This window comes from Micromonospora endolithica (assembly GCF_003626595.1).
Taxonomy (GTDB): Bacteria; Actinomycetota; Actinomycetes; order Mycobacteriales; family Micromonosporaceae; genus Micromonospora; species Micromonospora endolithica.
On record NZ_RBAK01000026.1, the window covers coordinates 1 to 22,162 of the forward strand.

General features: G+C 74.2%; 15 protein-coding genes and 1 rRNA gene. 5 read left to right on the plus strand and 11 right to left on the minus strand.

Annotated features, from left to right (window positions below; all coding sequences use genetic code 11):
- A partial coding sequence (locus tag D7223_RS33850) for a DUF885 domain-containing protein (RefSeq protein ID WP_147442479.1) occupies nucleotides 1-104 on the plus strand: 104 nt, incomplete at its 5' end.
- 30 nt (nucleotides 105-134) lie between these two features.
- Here the strand turns inward: D7223_RS33850 and D7223_RS32125 are convergent.
- The 6 genes from D7223_RS32125 to D7223_RS32150 form a co-directional block, all read right to left on the minus strand.
- Complete coding sequence (locus tag D7223_RS32125; protein ID WP_120733424.1) at nucleotides 135-1,508, minus strand: DUF6114 domain-containing protein; 1,374 nt, start codon at nucleotides 1,506-1,508, stop codon at nucleotides 135-137.
- A gap of 79 nt (nucleotides 1,509-1,587) precedes the next feature.
- Complete coding sequence (locus D7223_RS32130) at nucleotides 1,588-2,199, minus strand: DUF6230 family protein (protein WP_120733426.1); 612 nt, start codon at nucleotides 2,197-2,199, stop codon at nucleotides 1,588-1,590.
- A 388-nt stretch (nucleotides 2,200-2,587) separates the two neighbouring features.
- Nucleotides 2,588-3,778: a cell envelope lipid trafficking protein PgfA gene (pgfA, locus tag D7223_RS32135; protein WP_120733428.1), complete on the minus strand. Its 1,191-nt coding sequence runs from the start codon at nucleotides 3,776-3,778 to the stop codon at nucleotides 2,588-2,590.
- A 68-nt stretch (nucleotides 3,779-3,846) separates the two neighbouring features.
- Nucleotides 3,847-4,668, minus strand: a complete 822-nt coding sequence (locus D7223_RS32140; protein WP_120733430.1) for a class I SAM-dependent methyltransferase — start codon at nucleotides 4,666-4,668, stop codon at nucleotides 3,847-3,849.
- Nucleotides 4,665-8,921, minus strand: coding sequence for an alpha-(1->3)-arabinofuranosyltransferase (locus D7223_RS32145; protein ID WP_238162330.1), 4,257 nt, complete (start codon nucleotides 8,919-8,921; stop codon nucleotides 4,665-4,667). Before D7223_RS32145 ends, D7223_RS32140 begins: the two co-directional genes overlap by 4 nt.
- Nucleotides 8,918-10,561 (minus strand): substrate-binding and VWA domain-containing protein, encoded by a 1,644-nt coding sequence (locus tag D7223_RS32150; RefSeq protein ID WP_147252666.1) that lies wholly within the window; start codon nucleotides 10,559-10,561, stop codon nucleotides 8,918-8,920. The genes D7223_RS32145 and D7223_RS32150 overlap by 4 nt, the downstream gene beginning before the upstream one ends.
- Nucleotides 10,562-10,845: 284 nt before the next feature.
- Between D7223_RS32150 and D7223_RS32155 the strand changes: the two genes are divergently transcribed.
- A complete protein-coding gene (locus D7223_RS32155; protein WP_120733436.1) occupies nucleotides 10,846-12,003 on the plus strand; it encodes a glycosyltransferase family 4 protein in 1,158 nt (385 codons plus the stop codon).
- A gap of 145 nt (nucleotides 12,004-12,148) precedes the next feature.
- Here D7223_RS32155 and D7223_RS32935 read toward each other — a convergent pair whose 3' ends face one another.
- Together D7223_RS32935 and D7223_RS32160 are read right to left on the minus strand one after the other, a co-directional pair.
- Nucleotides 12,149-12,316: a hypothetical protein gene (locus tag D7223_RS32935; protein WP_158610961.1), complete on the minus strand. Its 168-nt coding sequence runs from the start codon at nucleotides 12,314-12,316 to the stop codon at nucleotides 12,149-12,151.
- The gene (locus tag D7223_RS32160) at nucleotides 12,313-14,031 is read right to left on the minus strand and encodes an MmpA family trehalose lipid delivery protein (RefSeq protein WP_120733445.1); all 1,719 of its coding nucleotides are present in this window, start codon (nucleotides 14,029-14,031) and stop codon (nucleotides 12,313-12,315) included. The genes D7223_RS32935 and D7223_RS32160 overlap by 4 nt, the downstream gene beginning before the upstream one ends.
- A gap of 139 nt (nucleotides 14,032-14,170) precedes the next feature.
- Here D7223_RS32160 and D7223_RS32165 point away from each other — a divergent pair, with 139 nt between their 5' ends.
- Nucleotides 14,171-16,408 (plus strand): hypothetical protein, encoded by a 2,238-nt coding sequence (locus tag D7223_RS32165; protein WP_120733439.1) that lies wholly within the window; start codon nucleotides 14,171-14,173, stop codon nucleotides 16,406-16,408.
- A gap of 30 nt (nucleotides 16,409-16,438) precedes the next feature.
- On the opposite strand, the gene D7223_RS32170 is transcribed toward D7223_RS32165, so the two are convergent.
- Nucleotides 16,439-17,194, minus strand: a complete 756-nt coding sequence (locus D7223_RS32170; protein WP_120733441.1) for an FkbM family methyltransferase — start codon at nucleotides 17,192-17,194, stop codon at nucleotides 16,439-16,441.
- Between the two features lie 160 nt (nucleotides 17,195-17,354).
- Here D7223_RS32170 and D7223_RS32175 point away from each other — a divergent pair, with 160 nt between their 5' ends.
- Nucleotides 17,355-18,563 (plus strand): polysaccharide biosynthesis protein, encoded by a 1,209-nt coding sequence (locus tag D7223_RS32175; RefSeq protein ID WP_120733443.1) that lies wholly within the window; start codon nucleotides 17,355-17,357, stop codon nucleotides 18,561-18,563.
- A 32-nt stretch (nucleotides 18,564-18,595) separates the two neighbouring features.
- Here the strand turns inward: D7223_RS32175 and nudC are convergent, their stop codons facing one another.
- Complete coding sequence (gene nudC / locus D7223_RS32180; protein ID WP_120733446.1) at nucleotides 18,596-19,516, minus strand: NAD(+) diphosphatase; 921 nt, start codon at nucleotides 19,514-19,516, stop codon at nucleotides 18,596-18,598.
- Between the two features lie 181 nt (nucleotides 19,517-19,697).
- Between nudC and D7223_RS32185 the strand changes: the two genes are divergently transcribed.
- Nucleotides 19,698-21,554 carry a VanW family protein gene (locus D7223_RS32185; protein ID WP_120733448.1) on the plus strand — a complete coding sequence of 619 codons (1,857 nt, stop codon included), beginning with the start codon at nucleotides 19,698-19,700 and terminating at the stop codon, nucleotides 21,552-21,554.
- A gap of 532 nt (nucleotides 21,555-22,086) precedes the next feature.
- Here D7223_RS32185 and rrf read toward each other — a convergent pair.
- Nucleotides 22,087-22,162: ribosomal RNA gene (gene rrf, locus D7223_RS34430) — 5S ribosomal RNA — on the minus strand; the annotation flags it as partial.

A 22,162-nucleotide genomic window follows, 5' to 3' on the forward strand; every position in this document is an offset into this window, starting at 1 on the left:
TCCGCAAGGGTCCCGACTTCGACCTCAAGGAGTTCCACCGGCAGGCGCTGGACCTCGGGGCGCTCGGCCTCGATCCGCTGCGCAAGGCGCTGGGCCGGCTCTAGGTGTGCTGCCGCCGGGTGGTGCGACGGAGGTCAGTCCAGCGTCAGCTTCAGCCTCGGCTTGGCGGTCAGCGTGTCGCTGGTGACGAAGGCCAGGTCGATCACCGGGTCGGTGAAGGTGATCGGGAACGGCACGGTGATCGGGATGCCGCCCGGCAGCGGCAGGTCCGGCGTCAGGGTGACCTTGATGCCGAGCAGCCGCCCGACGAACCGGGTGGCATAGAACGCGACGTCCCCCCGGACCGTCAGCCGGTCGGTGGCGAACCGCATGGTCCGGCCGGACGGGCCGGGCGAGCGGAGCAGGAAGTCGTCGGTGACCGCCTGCCGCATGCTGAACTTCAGCACCCGCAGCGTGCCGTCGGCGGTGGGCAGGTCGACGATTCCCGCGAACCGCAGCCCGGTCATGGTCACCTTCGAGCCGGTCAGCTTCGACGGGACCGCGCCGACCACCGGCTGTCCCGGGTCGGCGGCGATCCGTGGCAGCGGCGTGTCCTCCTCCGCCGGGGGCGGGGTGCTGGTCGTCGGCTCCGGCTTCGGCTTCCGGGTGGGGCAGGTGGCCGGCGGGGCGGGTCGGTCGGTGGGGGTGGGTGCGGCGCCGGGCGTTCCGGACGGCGTGGCCGTCGGCTTTTCCGACCGGCCGCCGACGCCGAGCAGGTCGCCGATGCCGTCCAGGATGCCGCCGATCAGGCCACCGTCCGCACCGCCGGCCGGGCCGGGGGACGGGCTCTGGGTGGCGGGGCTCGGCGCGGGGCTGGGGGTGCCGTCCGGCGCGGGCGGGCGGGTCGGGCAGGCGGGGGCGGACCGTGCGGGCGCCGCGCGTACCGGATCCGGCACCGTCACCGCGACCGTGGCCGCGAGGCCGAGCAGGACGAACAGGACCGCCAGGAACCGGAGTCCGCCGGGGCTGGGCCGGGTGGCCTCGTCGGCCGCCGACCCGGTGCCGGGCGCGTTGTACCCGGGCGACGTCACCTCGGCCGGCGCGGGAACCTGGTCGGTCGGGGCGATCGGTGCCGGGCGGGGGTCCGGTGTCCAGGCGAAACCGAGGGCGCTGCCGATCATGCCGAGCAGCAGGCCGACGAAGAAGCCGCCGAGGTTGACGCCGATGAGGGAGAACAGGGCGGTGACCGCGGCGACCACGGCGTAGAAGAGGCGCTGCTGCGGGCTGAACCACAGCAGCAGCCCACAGGCCACCAGGATGGTGGGGATCAGCCAGGAGAGGAAGCCGGTCGGTCCCATCTGGAAGGACAGGCCACCGAGCGACATCTGGGTGGTACCGAAGATCTCCAGGCCGGCCAGGGCGGTGAGCAGGCCACCCCAGAACGGTCGGGCTCGCCGCCAGCGGCGGAAGCCGCGCCACGCTCCGGAGAGCCGACCGGTTCGGGCGTGCGGCGGTTGCGCGGTCGTCACGTGCGCCTCCTGCGCCGGTGAGGGATGAGCCTGACCCGGCCCGCGGCGGGTGCTTCCACCGCGGGCCCGTCGGGTCGGCTCAGAAGCATTCCTTGGCGTCCGCGCCGACGTTGACCTTCAGCTTGAGGCCGTTGAGCGTGAAGGTTCCGGCGTGCGTGGAGCGGGCCACCTGCCGCAGCCCCTTGATGGAGACGGAGTCGGCCTGCTGGCCGAACGCCTTCCGGTCGCCGGTGGCGCCCTGCGGCCCACCCTTGAGGGTCGCGGCGTCCTGCCCGATGTTGATGTTCTTGAACTCGGCGTCGCCCTCCAACGAGTCCATGTCGATCAGCAGGCCGCTCGCGGTGGCGGGCTTGCCCCCACCGCCGGCGTTGATGGTGAGGACGACGGGCGAGCCGGGCACCTTCACCGACTGGCAGAGGTCGTAGAGCTTCGCCTCGCGGATGCCGGACACCGCCACCGGGTGCCGGGTGCCGTCGCTCTCCTCGGCGATGCCGCCGTACTGGACGAAGCCCTCGCCGCGCAGCTCGGAGGCGGAGACCTTGAACGTCTGACCGGACACGGCGAACGATGCCGCGATGGCGCCGTTGGACATGCCGAAGACGATCGCGCCGGCGACGGCGGTCGAGGGCACCATCATGGCGGCGAAGCGCCGCCACCGGATGCGGCCCGGGTTCTCGATCGGATCCTGCACGGATTCCTCCTCGGGGGTGGTGGACGATCGCGCGGGTGGCCGGTCCTCGGGAGGGTGGCGGCCGCACCGGGCACCACCTGTTACCGGCGGGTAACGAACGTGCGATGATGGTGCACCCCTGAGGCGTACGCCACAAGGCCCCGGCTACCTGTCGGCAATCCGGGCCACGGCCGGATCGGCAGGGGCGTGACGGATGGTGACGGTGACTCCGCCAGGCGCGGCCGGCGAAGGGCCCGAAGCGGACACAAGGCGCATCGATCGATCACCACCAGTGAGCAGACTATTGATACGTAACGATTCCGCAACATACACCGACGGTGTCTTTGTAAAGCACGGAGGGGCGGACCGCAGCCGGTCCACCCCTCCGTCGTACGCGGTCAGATCGCGGTCAGCGCTTCTCCGCCTCGTCGTCGGTCGACGGGCGCTGGTGGGGCACCGACGAGTCGTCGCCCTTCCAGTTGGTCGACGCCGGCGGGATCTCATCGCTCAGCACACCACCCGCCGGTTCCGTCCTCGGCTGCTCGGCGGTCGGGGTGTCGTCGCGTACCGGCTCCTGGTCCACCCGGGTCGGGGTGGGGTCGGCGACCGGGGCCGGCTCGGCCCGGTGGCGCGCCTCGCCGGCCGCCACGGTGGCGCCCTGCCGGCCCACCAGCAGACCGGCCAGGATCAGCACGAGGCCGAGCAGGGCGGCACCCACCGGGGCGTACACCCCGAGCAGGTTCAGGCTGTTGCGGCTGTCCTTCGCCCGCTCCACCGAGCCCTTGATCGTCTCCTCGTTGTACGCGAAGTCCGCGTTCAGCACGTCCACCGGAGCGCCGGTGTTCGGGACCAGCGTCTTGCGCTGCACCTCGCGCACGTTGAGGAAGGAACCGGTGACCGGGTCGATCCACACCGTACGGGTGTTGCTGTACTTCAGCTCACCGCTCGTCGCGCCGGGGGCCAGCTTCGGCAGCAGGACCGCGAGCCGGTCCGGCGCCAGGTCCAGCGTCTCGTCGGCGATCACCTGCTCGAAGCGGTACGCCTCGATGCCCTGGATGTCCTCGGTGCCCTTGAACTCGGCCGGCCGCTTGGCCCGCAGGTCCCGGTCGAAGATCTCGTACGTCTTCTTCTCGGTGTTGAACGGGAACTTGTACATCTGCCCGGAGAAGTTGACGTCCTGCCGGGTGCCGGAGTCGTCGAGGTACTCCTTCTCCCACTCCAGCGCCGAGCCGGAGACCCGGTCCAGCGCGAGAGCGGCCCCGTACGCGTTGATCAGTTCCTTGCGGTCGGTGCGGTCGACGGTCTGACCGACCTCCCAGACCACCGCCTTGCCGTCCAGGTCGCCGGTCAGCTCGCTGGTCGCCTTCGGGTTCGGCGACACCAGCACCGTGGACTTCAGGTCGGCCTGGTTGATCTCGACGTTGCCGTTGGTGATCTGAAGGAACGTGGCCCCCTTCGCCTCGGCGACCGAGGTGGTGGGCTTCAGATCGTAGGGCAACTTGGTCATCGCGGGCTTGACGACGAACACCAGTCCGGCCGCCAGCGCCAGGAGCAGTACGCCGCCGCCGAACAGCACGGCACCGATGGCGCGGTGCTTCATGTTTCCTCCCTGGAGGAGCTAATTTCGTCGCTGTCGATCAGTGAGATGGCCGCGAGGTTACTACCTGGTCACATAGCAACGCGACCCCCGGTCAGCTCTGTTTTTTCCGCCGCGCCGCCGTGATCCGGCCCGGTACGACGCAGCACGAGCAGGAAGTTCCACGCCACGATCTCCCGCGCGCCGGGCACCCGGATCACCCAACGGGCCCACCACGGGTGGTAGCGGGGCAGTGCGTCGACCACCTCGACCGCGCCGTGGGAGCGGGCCCACCGCAGGGTCGCGGAGATCGAGGTCGGGAAGAGCGTCTCCCGGTAGCGGTTCTTCGGCGGCCGGCCGTTGCGGCGCTCGTAGCGACGCGCCGCCCGGTCCCCGCCCAGGTAGTGCCAGGGCGCCGTCTCGTGCCCACCCCACGGCGAGAGCCACGGCGTGAACGAGACGAAGAGCGTGCCACCCGGGCGGGTCACCCGGACCATCTCGTCGAGCAGGCGGGACGGCTCGGCGACGTGCTCCAGCACGTTGGACGAGAACGCCACGTCCACCGCACCGGACCGGACCGGCAGCGCGGTGCCGCTGCCGCGCAGCATCCCGGCCGACTCACCGGCCTGCGCGAAATCCCCGACGTCCGGGTCCAACCCGACATAGGTGGCACCGGCCTCCCGGAACGCCGCCGCGAAGTAGCCCGGCCCGCCGCCCACGTCGAGCACCGAGCGCCCGGCCAACGGGGTGTACCCGGAGATCTGCCGGACGGAGTCCGCTGCCAGCAGCCGGTAGAACCGGTCCGGATCGGTCTGCTCGACGAGGAAGGCCCGGAAGAGGGCCACCGAACGGTCGAACGTGGCGAACCGGCGGCGGGCCGCCCGTTCCCCGCGCACGTCGTGTGCCGCACTCATCGCACTCCCGTCCCGCCGTCGTCCCGAGCAGTGCCCGGCGTCACATCATCCGGGTTCGTCGGGGCCGGCCGCGCGCGGGGTCCGTCCCCGTCGTCCGGCCCAGGGCGGACGCCCGGCACCGGCACCACCGCGGCGACCACCGCGCCGACCGCGACCAGCATCGCGCCCTGCACCCACGGGCCGTACGCCCACTCCTGGCCGTGGCCCTGGAGACGTCCCGCCACGGCGCCCACCGTGGCGACGGTGATCCCGCCGAACACCACCACCGGCAGGGCCCGCACGGCCAGCTGCCGCAGCAGCATCGCGGCCAGCACGATCGCCACCGGCAGCACCCCGCCCAGCACGGCCAGCAGCGCCACCAGCAGCGCGCCGACGAACCAGCCCGGGGCCTCGGCCGGCAGCGCCGGCCCGGCGGGCACCCGGCGACGCACCGGCAGTGCCGCCAGCACCAGCACGGCCAGCGCGGTCAGCGCGCCGACCGCCAGGCTCGCGCGGTACGCCCGGTCCGGGGTGAACACCAGCCGCGCCTCGCCCGTCGCGCCGGCCGGCACCACCCACGCCTGCTGCCAGCCGTCGACCCGGGTGGCGGTCAACGCGCGTCCGTCCAGGGTGGCCGTCCAGCCGGCGTTGGCGTTCTCCGGCACGACGAGCAGCGCCTCGTCGCCCGCGCCGATCCGCACCCGCCGGTCGGTCGGGTCCCAGTCGAGCACCGAGACCTCCCGCTGCCGGGGCGGGGCAGCGGCGCCTTCCGGACGCAGCGAGGCGTCCTGCACCAGGAAGCCGGCCGACGGCGTGGTGGCCAGCCGCTGCCCACCGGCCGGGAGGTCCACCACCGCTCCGGTCGCCCCGCAGACGGTGACCGGCACCGGCCGGCCGGCGACCACGTCGGCGAGGGTGGCCTGCACGGCGGTGTCGTACCGCACCCCGGCCAGTTCCACCCGCGGACCCGAGCCGCACCGCTCGACGACCCGGGTGGTGCCGGGCACCGGTCGCAGCAGGTCGGCCAGGGCCGGGATCTCCACCTCGGCCACGCCGGTGGTGGCGGTCCAGTTGCCGCGCCGGTCGGCCACCCGCGCGGCGCTGTCCAGCACCGCGATCTCGATCCGGTCGGTACGCAGGGCGGGGAAGCGGACCCAGCCGTCCCCGTCGACCGGCAGTACCCGGGTGACGCCGGGGGTGCGTATCTCCACCCGCTCGGGCACCGAGCCGACCGGCAGCACCGCCGGGCGCAGGCGCAGGCCGTCCACCCGCCGCGCGCCGGACCAGCTCAACCGCAGGGTGGGACGCAGGTCCCCGGCGTCGGCGAGCCAGGCGGTGCCCGGGTCGCCGTCGACCGCCGCGTACGCCGCCACCGCCGCATCCCCGGCCAGGTACGACGACGCGGTCGCCGCCACCGGCATCCCGGACAGGGTGACCGGACCACCCGGTCGGGGCACTGCGGTCAGCGCCATCCGGTACGTCCCGGCGGCCGGGCTGCGGAACAGCCGGTCCAGGCCGAGCGGCTCCTCACCGACCCGGGCGAGGAAGCGGTCGCACCGGACCACGGTGTCGGTGCCCAGGGCGTCCCCGCCCGACCCGGCGGACGGCGGGGTCGGCACGCACGCCGGCCGGTCGGCGGGTCCACGGCTGAACGACCAGGCGACCGGGCCGGCGAAGTCGTTCGGCAGGTCGGTCGGCACGCGCAGGGCCCGGCGCGGCTCGATGTCCGGGATGGACAGCTCCCGGATGCCGACGCCGCCGTCGACCCGCGCGCCGGCCACCTCCAGCACGGTCACCCGGATCCGGCTGGTCGAGCCGGGCAGCGTGTAGTAGGGGTGGGCGCCCAGGGTCGGAGCCACCTCGTGCTCCACCGTGCCCCGGTCGGTGGAGAGCCGGAAGCGGGTCACCGGCCAGCCCACCGCGAGGTCGTTGACGAACGCCAGGGACACCTTGTCGACCTGGCGCGGAGTGTCCAGGTCCACCTCCAGCCACTGCCCGACCGGGCCGCTGAGCGGCGCCGAGTGCCAGGCGGTGGCGTTGTCACCGTCCACCGCGGCGAAGGGCAGGTGCGAGGGGTCGGCGGGGGCGAGGGTGTCCACGAAACTCGCCGCCGAGGACGCGGACACCTCCCGGACTCCCTGGTAGGCGGCGACGGTCTGGTGCCGGCCGGCGGCGAACGGCAGCAGGTCCAGGGCGACCCGCCGCTGCCGGCCCGCCTCGGTGGCGGTCAGGGTCTGGCTGAGGTTGTCCCGGACCCGGCCGATGTCGCGCTCCCGGCGGCGCAGCCCGTCGGTGACGATCCAGGTGTCCCCGGTGCCGGCCCGCTCGGTCCCGGTCGCCGGCCGGTCACCGGCCAGCACCACCGGGCGGTTCCGCTCCACCAGTCCCTGTTCGAGCAACGGCAGCAGGGACTCCGGCCCGCCGCTGACGGTCGGCACGTCGGCGGTCAGCACCGCCGCGGCGACCGGCACGTCCCCGCGCACCTCGTACACCTCGACCGCCGGCAACTGGCCGGCGTCGTCGTCGATCGGGCTGCCCGGGCTGCGGCCGAAGCGGGTGGTGGAGCCGAAGGAGGCGACCCGGGTGATGCCGGGCGACTCGGCCAGGGCCCGACGCAGCACACCGACCGGCGGGGCGTCCACCTGCGTACGGTCGATGTCGTTGCGCAGCACCACGTGCCGGAACCCGGCGCGGGCGAGGAAGTCGGCCAGGCCGGCGGAGCCCCGGCCACTGGCCAGCACCGACTCGACGGTGTCCATCATCCGGGTGTTGCCGGCCGACCCGAGCGGGATCTGGTGGCGGACCGCCCACGGAGCGCCGGCCAGGGCCTGCAACGGCTCGTCGACCGACCGGCCCCACTCGTACTGGCCGAAACCGGAGCCGGGCACCACCAGCGTGCGGGCCAGCGCGTCCCGCTCGGCCAGCCAGGTCGCCGTCGCCCGCCAGTGCCCGGGCAGGTCCGACCAGCCCGGTCCGGGCCGCAGCTGCCCCAGCCAGGCCGGCGCGGCGGCGCCGAGCACCAACAGCAGCACCGGTACGAACACCAGGGGCCGCAGGCGCAGGCCGGGGCGGCGCCGGGCGGCGGCGTGGTGCAGTCGGGTGACCCACGCGTCGACGCCGTGGGCGAAGCCCAGCATCAGCGGCAGCCGCAGCACCGGATCAAGCTTGTGCACGTTGCGGAACGGTGCGAGGGGCCCGTCCAGGAGGGACCGCACCTGCTCCGAGATCGGACTGTCCAGGCTGCCGACGTAGCCCACGGTGAGCAGGGTCAGCCCGGTGAGGAAGCCGAGCACCAGGAAGCGGCGCTCCGGCAGCAGGTTGCCGGCCAGCCCGGCGAGGCCGATGAGCGCCACCAGCGCGGTGAGCGTCATCAGCACCGGGTTGTCGATCAGCAGCCATCCGGCCGGCCACCACGGGTCGCCCTGCACGATGTACGCGACCCACTGGTTGGTGCCCCGTACGCCCTGGAACAGGGAGGCGACCGCGGTGGTGGTGGTGGACGACTCGATGAAGTCCAGGAACGGCAGGCTGTACTGGCCGAGCAGCAGCAGCGGCACGATCCACCACAGGCTGACCGCGACCACGCAGGCGCACCACCAGCCGACCAGCCTCAGGTGCGCGGCGTCCCAGCGGCGGCTGAGCAACCAGACCCCGGGCAGCAGCAGGGCGAGCAGCACCACCGCCGCGTTGATGCCCCCCATGCCGAGCACGGCCAGCGCGGACAGCGCCGCCGCCCGGCGCGGCGAGCCGATCCGCCGGACGGTGACCAGGGGCAGCAGCACCCAGGGCAGCATCGCGGCGGCGAGCGTCTCGGAGGACAGTGTCCCGATCTCGGTGAGGATCCGCGGGGCCAGCGCGTAGCCCAGCGCCGCCGCGTACCGGGTGGGTTCGGTGCCGATGCCCAGCGCGCGGGCCAGTCGCAGCAGCCCGTAGAACGCGGCGACGAGCAGCAGCGCCGTCCACAGCCGCTGGGTGATCCACGGCGGTACGCCGAGCAGCTGCCCGCCGGCGAAGAACGGCCCCATCGGGAACAGGTAGCCGTACGCCTGGTTCTGCAGCTCGCCGGAGGTCGCCTCGGGGTTCCACAGGTGCAGGGCCCGGGCCATGAAGTGCACCGGGTTCGCGGCGAGGTCGAGCTTCGTGTCGAAGGTGACCTGGCCGGGCCGCTGCACGAAGGCGATGACGGTGAGCAGCAGCAGCGACAGCGCCGTACCGGGCGCCTCGCGTACCGCCCGGGTGATCCGGCGCGGCGGCTCCGCCCACCACCGGCTCACCGGCGGCACTCCGGCGGCAGGCAGCTCAGGTCGGCGAGCGCCGCGAAGAAGATCCGGCGGATGCCGCTCGGCTGGTCGGTGCGGAACACCTGTCCGCCGGTCACCTTCGTGACGGCGCTCAGCTCGTCCGGGTCGACGTCGGGGCCGAGGCCGATGAAGACGACCGGGAGCGGCCGGCGCGGGTCCTGCAACTTCGTCAGCTCGGCGAGGAACTTCGTCCGGCCGATGCCGTCCTCGTCCTCGTTGCGACCGTCGGTCATCACCAGCACCAGGTTGATCCGGCCGGGCGTCCAGTTCCGCCGGGCGTCCCGGTACGCGGCGAGCGTGGTGTCGTACAGGCCGGTGCCGCCGCCCGGCTTCACCCGTACCTCCGCCAGTCGCTCGGCCAGTCGCTGCCGCTGCGCGGTGTTCAGCGGGCCGACCGGCAGGATCTCGCGATGGTCGCGGTCGCCGGTCACCCGGGTGGAGAAGACCCACACCCCCAGTTCGCTGTTGTCCAGCAGCAGGCCGGAGCCCTCCCGGGCGGCCTCAAGGGTGGCGTCGAGCCGCGTGTCGCCGCCGGGCACCCGGGCGGCCATCGAGCCGGAGATGTCCAGCACGGTGAGGATGCGGGCGCTGCGTTGCACGCCGCTCCACCCGGTCAGCAGTTCGGTCACCGCCTCCTCGGCGGGCAGCGGCGTGGGGCGCAGTTCCTCGGTACGCAACCGGCCGTCCCGGGGAATCGCCGGCGGGAAGCCCGCCGGGGTGCGGAAGCCGAAGCCGGCCAGGGTGTCCCGGGCCCGCGTGGTGAGCAGCTCGGCCAGCAGCCGGCTGGCCGCGTCGCGGACCGCGTCCCGGGCGTTGGGCAGCACCGCGTACGGCAGGTCGAGCGCGGGGACCGCCACCTCCGGGTACGCGCCGACCAGCTTCGCCGGACCGGCCAGTGCGTTGTGTTCGAGAACCGCCTGCTCGGTGGTGGCCACCGCGTCGGCACGCCCCGGCAACTCCTGTCCGGGCACCAGCGCCGACCCCTCGTTGACCGGGGCGAACGTCCGGCCGGCGAGCCGCCGGAGCGCGGCCGTCACCGCGCCGTCCGGTTCGCGTTCGCCGGCGACCAGGGCCCGTACGCCGACCAGCGCCGCCACCCCGGCCGGGTCGGCCGCCGGATCGGGCATCCCCACCGTCACCTTCGTCGCCGGACCGAGCAGGGCCCGCCAGGTCAACGCCCGACCCGGCCAGCCCAGCCGGCGGGCCGACGGCTCGGTCACCGCGAGCACGACCGGAGTGCTCGCCACCGAGGTGCCCTGGGCGGGAACCTCGAAGGCACCGGCCGCCCGCGCCCGGCGCAGCCAGAACGTCGACTCCGGCAGCCACGCGTCGGCGACGTCCGCGCCGTCGGCCAGGTCACGGACCATCGCGGCGGACTGGCGGGCCTCCACCACGACGGACACGCAGGGTTGGCTGCCGACGCTGGCCCGCGCGATCCGGTCGAGGGCCGGCGCCACCACCGGAGCGGCGGCCAGCCGCAGCTTGACCTGGTCGACGCAGGCCGGCGCGCGCCGCTCGGACGCCACGTAGGCGAACGCCGCCCAGCCGAGCAGCAGCACCGCGAGGGCCGCGCTGAGCAGCACCACCGGCGAGCGGCGGAAGAGGTCACGCACCGGAGCGGAAGCGTCACGCAACACCGCCCGGTCACCTCCTCGATGTCCGCGCCGGCGAGTCCGGCCGCAGGTCACGACCGCCCGTCGCTGGGGTAGCGCAGGTGGTGCCCGCCACCGTACGCGGTCGCGGTGCACACCCTGCCAAGGTTTTCCGTCGGCGGCAAACCCCCTCCTCGACCGGCCCGCTCCGGCGATCTTCGCTGACGGTGTGACCCATTGCGCAGCACTCCCGGCCCGCCCTAGGGTGGCGCGATCGTGCCCGCTTACTCGTCGGTAGGAGCAGCGTGGACAACTCCGGCACCCCCTCGCGCCACGTCCTGTTCCTGAACTGGCGGGACACCACCAATCCCGAGGGCGGCGGCTCCGAGGTCTACATCGAACGGATCGCGGCCGAGCTGGTCACTTTCGGTCACCGGGTGACTCTTCTCTGTGCGGCGCACGAGGCGGCCGGCGAGTCCGGCACCACCGACGGCGGTGTCCGCGTCCTGCGCCGCGGCTCCCGGATGACCGTCTACGCGCGGGCGGCACTGACCTGCATCGCCGGCCGCCTCGGCTTCGGCCCGCTGAGCCGGCGCGGGTACGGCCGACCCGACCTGGTGATAGACGTGTGCAACGGGGTGCCGTTCTTCGCCCCGCTCTACGCCGGCCGGCCGGTGGTGTCCCTGGTGCACCACGTGCACCGCGAGCAGTGGCCGGTGGTCTTCGGCCCGCTGATGGCACGGCTCGGCTGGCTGATCGAGTCGCGCCTGGCGGTGCGCCTCTACCGCCGCTGCCGCTACGTGACGGTCTCCGAGGCCAGCCGCGACGAACTCGCCGACCTTGGCGTCGACCCGGAGCGCATCGACGTGGTGCCCAACGGCACCCCGCCGGTCACCGGTCCGACGCTGCCCCGTACGACGCACCCGTCCCTGCTCGTCCTCGGCCGGCTGGTCCCGCACAAGCGGGTGGAGATCGCGCTGCGGGCCGTCGCCACGCTGGTGCAGGAGCTGCCGGACCTGGAGCTGGTGGTGGCCGGGCAGGGCTGGTGGGAGGCACCGCTACGGGAGCTGTCCGCGCAGCTCGGCATCACCGACCACGTGCGCTTCGCCGGCTTCGTCAGCGAGGAGGACAAGCACGCGGCACTTTCCTCGGCGTGGCTGGCGCTCACCCCGTCGCTCAAGGAGGGGTGGGGGCTCACGATCGTCGAGGCCGCCGCCCGCAGCACCCCGACGGTGGCGTTCCGCTACGCCGGTGGAGTCGCCGAGGCGATGGTCGACCTGGAGACCGGCCTGCTCGTCGACGACGAGGAGGAGTTCGTGGCGGTGGTCCGTGAACTGCTCGCCGACGACGTACGGCGCAAGGCGATGGGCGAGGCGGCGCTGCAACACGCGGCGCGGTTCACCTGGACCGCCGCCGGGACCCGCTTCGCCCATCTGGTCGCCAGGACGACCGCGCGGCGCTGACCCCCGCGGCGCTGACCCCCGTCCGGCTCGTTAAGAGGGGGCCCTTCCTCTACCGCAGGCGTTAAGAAGGGGCCCTTCCTTTCTCCCCCTCCGCGCACGACGAAGAGGCGCCCGCGTCAGCGGGCGCCTCTCGGCGTTGCGTGGCTCAGCGAGCGCCGTACTCGATCGGCTGCTCGATGGTGCTGGAGTTGCCGGCAGTCTCCGCGGCGTCCTGCGCGGACGTGCTGAGACCGTTCGCCAGACCGACGCTCAGCAGCAGGCCGAGCACGACTCCGAGTACCCCCACGGCGACGAACGCGGGCAGGTTCCTCATCCACCTTCTCCTTCCGCGGGACTCGCGTGCCGGGACGCTACCACGGGCCGCCGCCCGCGCGCAGTGCCCGAAAGACCGATGCCGATCATCACCGCTCCGGCCAGCAGGTGGGCCACTCCGACCGGTCCGGGCCCGGTCGCGGTGGGCGACGGCGACCAGGCCGGGTTCTCGTAGAGGGTCAGGTCCGCTCCGGCGTGGACGAGCCGCAGGCCGGCCAGCACGGACGCCTGCGGAGCCGGCCCCGGGACGTGCTGCACCAGCACCCATCGGACGTCCTCGGCCGACAACGGACGCCCGTCGGCGATCAGCGTCCGTACCCGCGCCGCCCGCGGATCCTCGCCGGCCACCGCCCGACCACCGACCCAGAGGGTGTCGTCGACCAGCACCGGCACCGCGAGATACCGGGGCGCCGGGTCGATCACCACCACGTCGCGGTTCCACGCCGGACGCTGGTACTCCTGGAACGGCAGCGAGATCACCGCACCCGGCCGGGCCGAGGTCAGCCGGGCCACCGTCGCCCAGTCCTCCGGCCACGGCACCGGCCGTAGCCGGCCGGCCGCGCCGAACGCGAGGTCGGGCAGGACCGCCACCGGCAGCAGCACCGCGCCGGCCAGCAACACCCGACCGGTCACCGCGTCGAAGCGGGCGGCGACCCGGTCGGCCAACCGTTCCGCGCCGAGCGCCCCGGCCACCGCCAGTGCCAGGGCGTACGGCAGCAGCAGTTTCTGCCCGTCCCGGACCAGCCCGGCGCCGGGCACCGTGGCCACCAGCCAGCCGAGGGCGGCGGCACCGCCGGGCAGCACGCCGAGGGCGGCGGCCAGCCAGGAGCCGACCGCCAGCACGCCCAGCCGACCCGCGAACCCGTGCGGCCAGCGCCGACGCAGCAGCGGGATCCCGCAGCCGGCGACGGCGAGCAGGAGCACCGTCGCCACCGGCACCAGCACCGAGGCCCGCGAGTCCGGCGTGGTCTGCGCATTCCAGATGCCGCCGGTGCCGGCCAGCGAGACCAGCGGCCCGGCCCAGTTCTCCGCCCGCGCGGCGAACGCCTCGACGCCGGCCGGATCGGACCGGCCGGTCCCGGTGCTGACCGCCCCGGCCACCAGCCACGGCGCGTTGAGCAGCACCGCCGATCCGAGCACCAGGGCCGTCGACCGGCCGGCGCGCGCATACCGGCCGGGCACCAGGACCGCCACCGCCACCAGGGCCAGCACGCCGCCGGTCGGGGTGATCGCGGACGCGGCCACCGCGAGCAGCAGCCGCCGGGCCGCGCCCGGCCGGGCCGTTCGCAGCTCCAGCGCCGCCCGCACCAGCCACGGCAACGCGGCGTACGCGACCAGGAGCCCCCACTGCCCGATCAGCAGTCGCTCGGCGAGGTACGGCGTCCAGGCGTACCCGAGGGCGGCGACCACCCGCACCCCGACCCGGTCGGTCGGCACCAGGCGGGCGGCGCCGAGCGCGGCGAACCAGACGATCGCCACCAGCACCAACCGTTGCAGCGCCCAGCCCGGCAGCACCTGACCCAGCAGCGCCACCACGGCGTCCTGCGGCACGGCCCGGGGCAGCGCCGTGGCCGGGGCGATCGACTCCCAGCTCAGCGTGGGGCGGGGCACGAAGACCATGTCGTAGCGGAGCACGTACCCGGGCAGCGCCAGCGGGGCCAGGACCACCGCCGTCACCACGGCGGCGACGCCGTGCGGCACCAGCCGTTCCCGCATTCGACCGTCCTCACCACCGTCGCCGTACGCGACCACCACCGCACCGGTGGCGGACACTGTACGCTGCGACCGCGCACCCGCCGTGAACCATCCGTTGACCTGATGGGGGCGCCCGTCGCGGTGTGGCAGTCTTCCCGCCATGGCGATGACGGGGGCGGCCACCACGGGCGCGCGTGGGCAGACCGAGGGATGGCTGGGCCGGGATCCGCTCCGGACGGTGGCGCTGGCGATGATCACCATCGGGGTACTGTGGCGGGCCCAGCTCGCCGCCCGGGGCTTCCTCGCCGCCGACGACTTCGTCCTGATCACCCAGGCCAGCGAGGCCGACCTGACGCCGGGGCACCTGCTCTCGCTCTACAACAACCACCTGATGCCCGGCGGTCGGCTGCTGATCTGGCTGGTGACCGAGTACGTCGGCCTGGCCTACTGGCCGTACGTGCTGCTCATGGCGATCGGACAGGCCGTCCTCGGGCTGGCCTTCTTCCGGCTGCTGCGCCGGATGCTGCGACCGGGCTGGCTGTTGCTGCTGCCGCTGGGCGTGCTGCTGTTCAGCCCACTCACCCTGGAGGCGACCTCGTGGTGGGCGGTCGGGGTCAACATGCTGCCGATGCAGATCGCGATGGTGCTCGCGGTCGGCGCGCAGGTCGCGTACGTGCAGACCCGCCGACCGCGGCACCTGGTGGGGCTGGCGCTGGCGGTGTTCCTCGGGCTGTTCTTCTTCGAGAAGGCGCTGCTGGTCGTACCGCTGGTCTTCCTGCTGACCGCCCTGCTCTACGCCGAGGGCGGCGTGTTCCGCACCCTCTGGACCACGGTCCGTCGCTGGTGGCAGTCCTGGCTGGTGCTGACCGTGCTGACCCTGGGTTTCCTGGCCGCCTACCTGACCCGGTCCGAGTCGTCGCTGCGCCGGCCGGAGTCACCGGGCGAGGTGCTGTCGTTCCTCCAGCAGATGCTCGGCTCCAACCTGCTGCCGGGCCTGGTCGGGGGCCCGTGGCGGTGGTTGGGCGCCGGTGACGGCGCGCCGGTCGCCGCCCCACCGGAGCTGGGTAGCTGGCTGGCCTGGGTGCTGGTGGTGGCCGTGATCCTGGCGACCGTACGCCGGGACCGCCGCGCCGGCCGGGCCTGGGTGCTGCTCGGCGCGTACCTGGTGATGGTGGCGACGATCCTGGCCGCGACCCGGCTGGGTTCGGTGTTCAGCGCCGTCGCGGGCGGCGTGCCGCGCTACGTCAGTGACGTGGTGGTGGTCGCCGCGATCTGTCTCGGGGTGGCCCTCTGCGGTCTCGCCCGCGGCCCGGCCGACGGCGTGCCGGCGCAGGCCGTGCCGGAGGATTCCGAGCCGGAGGGTGCCGCGCCCGGGCCGGCGGACGACCCGCACGCGGCCGAGGCACGACCGGAGCCGGTCGCCGCCGCGGTGCCGGCCGCCCGGCCGAAGCCGCTGGTGGTGGCCCGGGCCGGCGTCATCCACGCCGAGGCGGCCGACGACCCGGAGCCGGAGCCGCGACCCGCACCTGAGCAGGAAAGTGCGCCGGCGAGCGCCGCGCCGCAGGCCGCCGCACCCCCGGCCGCCGCGCCCCCGGCCGCCGGACCGGACGGGCCGGGGTCGGGGGACGTGCCGGCGCCGGCCGACGACACCCCGCCGCCCACCCGGGAGCCGGGTGCGTCCCGCACGCCACCGGGTGCCGCCGAACCGCCGACGGCGGACCTGCTCGCGCCCATCCCCGCCCGGTACCGCGACTCGGTGACCGTCATGCTGGTCCTGGTCCTGGTGGCGGTCTGCCTGGGCACCGCCTGGACGACGTCCCGCTACAGCGACGAGTGGGCCCGCAAGTCCGCACGTGCGTACGTCGACACCGTCAAGCTGGAGATGGCCAGCGCCCCGCCCGGCACGGTCTTCTTCGACGCCACCGTCCCGGACAACGTGGTCCCGAGTCTGTCCAACCCGTACAACCTCCAGTCGCGGTTCTTCCGGTCGTTCGGCACCCGGCCGGTCTTCGTGGACGAGGCCGAGAAGCCGTCGGTGCTGGACCACCTGGGCCGGATCCAGGAGGCGACCGTCCTGGGCAGCGTCATCCAGCCCGGGCCCGAGGAGTCGTGCGGTTACCGCGTCACCGCCGGCCAGACCGTCCGGATGCCGTTGGACAAGCCGCGCGACCAGTGGCACTACGTGGTCCGGGTGGGCTACCTGAGTTCCGGTGCCGGCAGTGCCGTGCTGCGGCTCGGCGACGCCACCGCCACGTTCCCCGTCAAGCCGGGCCTCAACCAGCACTTCTTCCGCATCGTCGGTGGCGGGGACGCGGTGGAACTCACCGTCACCGGCGACCGCGTCTCGTTCTGCACCAACGAGATCGCCATCGGCGACCCGGCGCCCAAGCCGGAGTGAGCGGCGGCCGGAGTGCGCGGCGCCCGTCGCTCACTCCGGCCGGAACAGCACCGAGTTGACGTAGCGCGGGCGCGGCCACACCACCCGGCGGGCGAAGCTCTGCCCGACCCGGGCGATCGCCGCCCGCTGGTGCCCGCCGAGGTCGAAGTCGGCCAGTGGCACCCAGCTCCGGCCGGGCAGCACCGAGCCGCGGTAACCCCACCCGGACAGCAGATCGAGCAGCGGACCGACCGGCTGGATGCGTTCCTCGACCTCGATCAGCAGCAACGGACGGTCCCGGCGTACGGTCTCCGCCGCGCCCCGCAGCGCCGGCAGCTCGTGCCCCTCGATGTCCAGCTTGACGAAGCGCACGTCGGTCAGGCCGAGCGAGTCCAGCGTGATCCGCCGAACCTCGACCGGGTCACCCTGGCCGGTGTCCTCCAGCGACGAGGTGCCGACGATCGCGCCGCCCGCCGGCAGGTGCAGCGCGGCGGTCCCGACGTGGTCGGAGACGGCCGCCTCGACCACCTCGACGCTCGGGAAGGCGGCCCGCAGCTGCCGCGCCAGCGGTGGGGTCGGCTCGACCGCGACCACCCGGTCGGCGCGGCGCAGCAGCCGGGCGGTCCACGGCCCGTACCAGGCCCCGACGTCCACGGCGGTGCCGCCGCGCGGCACGAACTCGGCCAGCCGGGCCAGCTCCGGCTCCACCCGGGGGTAGACCCACCGGATCGCCGTGCCGAGCAGCCGTTCGGGAAGGACCGCGGCCAGCCCGGAGGTCGCTGCCGGGACCGCTTGCGTCGACGCCATGGGGCAGCACACTAGACGCTTTCCCCGCGCGGGGGCAGGGGGCCGCCCGTTCGGGGCTGTCGGGCCGGTCGGCCGAGCGGTACCGTCTCCCGGCCGGGCCGACCGGTCCACCCGTGGCGTCCGTGCCGGGCGGGTGGCGACGGGGAGACGCGGGGGTGGGATGACTCAGACGGCCGGCGGTGCGACCGCGGTGGTCCGGCTCGGCGCGGCCGGTGCCGCCGTCACCGTCGCCACCGTGCTGACCAACGCCCTGGCGTACGCCGTGCCGGTGCTCGGTGCCCGCCGGCTGACGCCGGCCGACCTCGGCGCGCTGGCCACCGTGCTCGCCCTCGCGGCGATCGCCGCGGTCCCCGGCTTCGGGCTCCAGATCGCGGTGGCCGCGCACCGGGCCCGTCGGGGAGCGACCGACCCGGCCCGGCTCGCCCTGCGCACCGCCGCCGTCACCGCCGGGCTCACCGCGCTGGCCGCGCCCGTCCTGAGCTGGACCCTGCGGTTGCCCCTCACCCTGACGCTGCTGCTGGCCGCGAGCACCTTCGCCACCGTGCTGGCCGGCCGCCGGCTCGGCGAACTCCAGGGCGACCAGCGCTTCCTGCGGCTCGCCGCGGCGATGACGGTGCTCGCCGCCGGCCGCTACGGCGGGCTGGTCGTCGGGCTCGCCCTCGGCCGAAGCCCGGTCGGCTGCCTGCTCCTCGGCACGGTCACCGGTCTCCTCGTCCTGCCGTTGCTGGCCCGCCTGGCCCGCCCGGCGGCACCGGCCCGACCCGGCGTCGACGCGGGAGCGGTGGACGAGCTGCGCCCCCGGCAGGTGCTGACCGCCTGCGCGGCGTCCCTGGCGATGCTCACCATCTCGTACGCGGACCTGATCCTCGCCCGCCAACTGCTCAGCGCCGACGCCTCCGGCGGGTACGCGGTCGGTTCCGTGCTCACCAAGGGCGCGCTGTGGGCCCCGCAGGTGGTCACCCTGCTCGTACTGCCCCGGCTGGCCCGGGGCGACCGGCAGGCACGGGCGTGGGCGCTGGGCCTGATCCTGGCCTGCGGGGCGGTGCTCGTCGGCGCGTCGGTGGTCGCCGGCGACCTGGCGTTCCGGCTGGCCGGCGGTGCCGCGTACCTGCACCTGGCCGGTGAGGCGCCGCTCTTCGCCGCCGTCGGCGCCCTCTACGCCGTGGTGTTCATGCTGGTCAACGACCGGGTGGCGACGGGTGCCCGGTGGCCGGGCGCGCCGCTGTGGGCCGCCGCCGGGCTGCTCGGGCTGACCGCCCTGCTGGCCGCGCCGCGTACCGTGCCGGGGGTGCTCGCCTGCGCTCTGGGCACCGCCGTGCTGACCGCTGTCGTGATGGCGTGGCTGGCGCTGCGCCCCGCCCGTCGCTGACCGGCTCCGCCGGTCCCGGCCGGGCGACGCCGTCAGTCGCCGTCCGCGAGCCAGCCGTGCAGCAGGTGGTGGTCGATCGCGTCGACCCGGCCGAGGGTACGACCGGCAGCCAGCCGGGCCCGCAGGTCGGCCCGGGTGAACCAGCGGGCGGCGAGCAGTTCCTCGCCGTCGACACGCACGTCCTCGGTGGTGGCGGTGGCCCGGAAACCGACCATCAGGCCGGCCGGGAACGGCCACGCCTGCGATCCCTGGTAGCGGACGTCGGTGACGGTCACCCCGGCCTCCTCGGCCATCTCCCGCCGGACCGCGTCCTCCAGGCTCTCGCCCACCTCGACGAAGCCGGCGAGCGTCGACCAGGCGTCCTCGGCCGCGCCGGCGTGCCGGGCCAGCAGGCAGCGTCCCGGCGAGCCGGGGGCCTCGACCAGCACGATGACCGCCGGTTCGATCCGGGGAAACAACAGCCGACCGCACTCGCCGCCGGTGCAGGCCCGGACATGGCCGCCCCCGTCGGCGGCGGTCGGCTTCCCGCACGCGCCGCAGTACCGCTGCTGCCGGTGCCAGTGCAGCAACCCCCGCGCGTACGCCTGCGCGGCGGCGTCCCCCGGGTCGAGCCGACCCACCAGGGTCCGTACGTCGACGGCCCGCGCCGCGCCGGCCATCTCGACGGCGGACCGCTCGGTGAGGTCGGAGAGGTCCACGGCGAAGACGGCGGTGTCCCCGTCGAGGCCCAGGAAGACCGTCTCCGTGGCAGCCGTCCGGACCAGGGTGGCCCGGTCGCCGGTCAACCGGACCGGGCCGTCGCCGTCGACGAGGCAGCGGTCCCGCCACAGCGGCAGCACGACGCTCCGGGGATCGGTCAGCAGGGCCTGGACCCGGTCCGGAGCGGTGCGCAGCGCTCCCGCCCGGTCCAGCCGACCACCGCCGTACGCCAGGACCGCCTCGCCCATCCGCATGATCACACCCTGTCATGCCCCGACCGCCGGGACGGCACCGGTACGAAAGGCGCGACACGCCGACCGACACGCCGCCGCCACACCAACCGGGCGCAGACTGCCGCACCGCCCCGGCGTTGGTTACCGTAGTTGTCTTCCGGCCGGGGGAGCCGCTTCCCCCATGTGGTACGTACCGATCGAGGTGCCTGTGACGCTGTACGGCGACAAACGTCCGCCCGCCGACGACCGGCCCACCGTGCAGGTGACCGCCGTCGACTGGCCCGTCGACGAGCCGACCGACCCGGCCACCTCGGCCAATCCGGCCGGCCCGGCCACGTTGGCTGGCGCGCCCGGCCCTACGGGTCGGGGACGGCGTCCCCGCCGGACCCGGCTGCTGCTCGCCGCCGGGCTCACCACGGCGGTGCTGGCCTCGGTCGGCGGGGTGAGCGCCTGGGCGTACGCCGGTGACGTGCCGCGCGGGACGACGGTCCTCGGCGCCGAACTGGGCGGCCGGAGCCGCGCGGACGCCGCCCGGGAGCTGCGAGCCGAGCTGGACCGACGCAACGCCGCCCTGGCGGCCCCGCTGACCGTGCGGGTCGGCGAGCGCGAGGGCCGGATCGACCCGGCCGCGGTGGGGCTCTCCATCGACGTGGACGCCACCGTGGCGGCGGCGGCCGCTGCCGAGGCCCACGCGGTGCAGCGGCTGGTCGGTTCGCGCCAGGTCGAGCCGGTGGTCACCGTCGACGTGCCCCGTCTCGACGCCGAGCTGAAGAAGGTGGTCGGCGACCAGGGTCGCGCGATGACCAAGGCGGCGATCACCTGGAAGGGCACCACCCCGAAGGTGACGTACCCGAAGCCGAGCGTCGCGCCGGACCCGGAGCGGTCCGCCGCGGTGATCCGTGCGGGCTGGCTGGCCGGGCAGCCGGTGGACGTGCCGCTGGTCGAGTCGCACCCGGCGACGACCGCGGCGGAGGTCGACCGGCTGGTGGCCGAGCTGGCCAGGCCGGCCGTCGCCGCCCCGGTCCGGCTCAGCACCGAGCGCGGCTCGGTGTCCATCCCGCCGCAGGCCATCGCGAAGAGCCTCCGCTTCACGTCGGAAAAGGCGGGGAAGCTGACGCCGCAGGTGGACGTGAAGCGACTGCGGACGGCTCTCGGCGACGACCTGGCGAAGGTGGAGGCGCCGCCGAAGGATGCCACCATGAAGATCGCCGGGGGCAAGCCGAAGATCGTGCCGGGACGGCCCGGCCAGCAGCTGGACACCTCGACCCTCGGCGCGGCCCTGCTCGCCGTACTGCCGAAGACCGACGGCCGGGAGGTCACCGGTGTGTTGAAGCCCGCCGACCCGGAACTGACCGCCGAGAAGCTCGCCGGGCTGGGCATCAAGGAGCGGGTCTCCACCTTCACCACCCGGTTCACCGGTGGGCTGTCCTCGGCACGCAGCCAGAACATCGTGACCATCGCCAAGGATGTCGACGGCACCGTCGTACTGCCCGGCGAGACCTTTTCCCTCAACGGTCACACCGGCGAACGCGGCTACGCCCAGGGCTACCGGGACGCGCCGGTCATCCTGGACGGCAAGCTCGTTCCCGGGGTCGGTGGGGGAACGTCGCAGTTCACCACCACGATCTTCAACGCCACGTACTACGCGGGCCTGGAGGACGTGGAGCACAAACCGCACTCGTACTGGTTCAGCCGCTACCCCGCGGTCATCGAGTCGACCATCTTCTGGCCGAACCTGGACTTCAAGTTCCGCAACAACACCGAGTACGGCCTCCTCATCGACACGTCCTACACGTCCAGCTCGGTCACCGTGTCGATCTGGAGCACGAAGATCTGGGACAGCGTCAAGACCGAGTACAGCCCGCGTCGCAACATCACCACGCCGAAGACCATCTATCTGGAACCCGGTCCGACCTGTATCCCGGCCAACGGCATCAACGGCTTCACCCAGGACGCCTACCGGGTCATCAAGAAGGACGGCAAGGTCGTCAAGCGGGAGAAGTTCAGCTGGCGCTACGACGCCGAACCGCGCTACATCTGCGGCTCCAGACCCTCCTGACCGCCGTCCCGCGCACGCTTGTCACCTCCCCGCCGGCACCACGCCGGGGCTTCTCCGGCGTACGCACACCGCGTCCCGCCGGAGGCGGAGCACCCGGCCGACGCCCGCCCCGCCCCTGACTCGCACCAGCACGGCTCGACCTCCGCCCCGCGCCGCGACACCCCGACCTTCGGCCCGGGCACCAGCGACGGCCTGACCTCCGCCCCGCGCTGGGATGCCGCCCGTGCAGCGCGGGCGTGGCTGGACGCCGCCGACGGCACCGATCAGCCGGCGCCCCTCCCGGCGGGGCCCGCCAGCGGCGCCTGCCGCACCGCATCTCTCTCACCGATCGGCTGAGCCTGTCCCGCCCACCGCCGATACAGATCTTGGACAGTTACCGTCCCGGCACGAGGCCGGCTTCGACCGAGTGACGCTCATCGTCACCGAGCGACGGCGAGGCGATGGGGCCTCTGTAGACAGCGACGGCAATGCGCCACGGCTCGGAAACGCGTTCAGGGCCACCCCTGGTGGGGTGGCCCTGAACGGAATGTTTGTCCGGCGGTGTCCTACTCTCCCACACCCTCCCGGGTGCAGTACCATCGGCGCTGGAGGGCTTAGCTTCCGGGTTC

Coding starts and splice junctions, on each gene's coding strand:
- pgfA (WP_120733428.1), bottom strand. CDS start 3,778: ATGAAGCACCGCGCCATCGGTGCCGTGCTGTTCGGCGGCGGCGTACTG.
- D7223_RS32140 (WP_120733430.1), bottom strand. CDS start 4,668: ATGAGTGCGGCACACGACGTGCGCGGGGAACGGGCGGCCCGCCGCCGG.
- D7223_RS32935 (WP_158610961.1), bottom strand. CDS start 12,316: ATGAGGAACCTGCCCGCGTTCGTCGCCGTGGGGGTACTCGGAGTCGTG.
- D7223_RS32160 (WP_120733445.1), bottom strand. CDS start 14,031: ATGCGGGAACGGCTGGTGCCGCACGGCGTCGCCGCCGTGGTGACGGCG.
- D7223_RS32165 (WP_120733439.1), top strand. CDS start 14,171: ATGGCGATGACGGGGGCGGCCACCACGGGCGCGCGTGGGCAGACCGAG.
- D7223_RS32170 (WP_120733441.1), bottom strand. CDS start 17,194: ATGGCGTCGACGCAAGCGGTCCCGGCAGCGACCTCCGGGCTGGCCGCG.
- D7223_RS32175 (WP_120733443.1), top strand. CDS start 17,355: ATGACTCAGACGGCCGGCGGTGCGACCGCGGTGGTCCGGCTCGGCGCG.
- nudC (WP_120733446.1), bottom strand. CDS start 19,516: ATGCGGATGGGCGAGGCGGTCCTGGCGTACGGCGGTGGTCGGCTGGAC.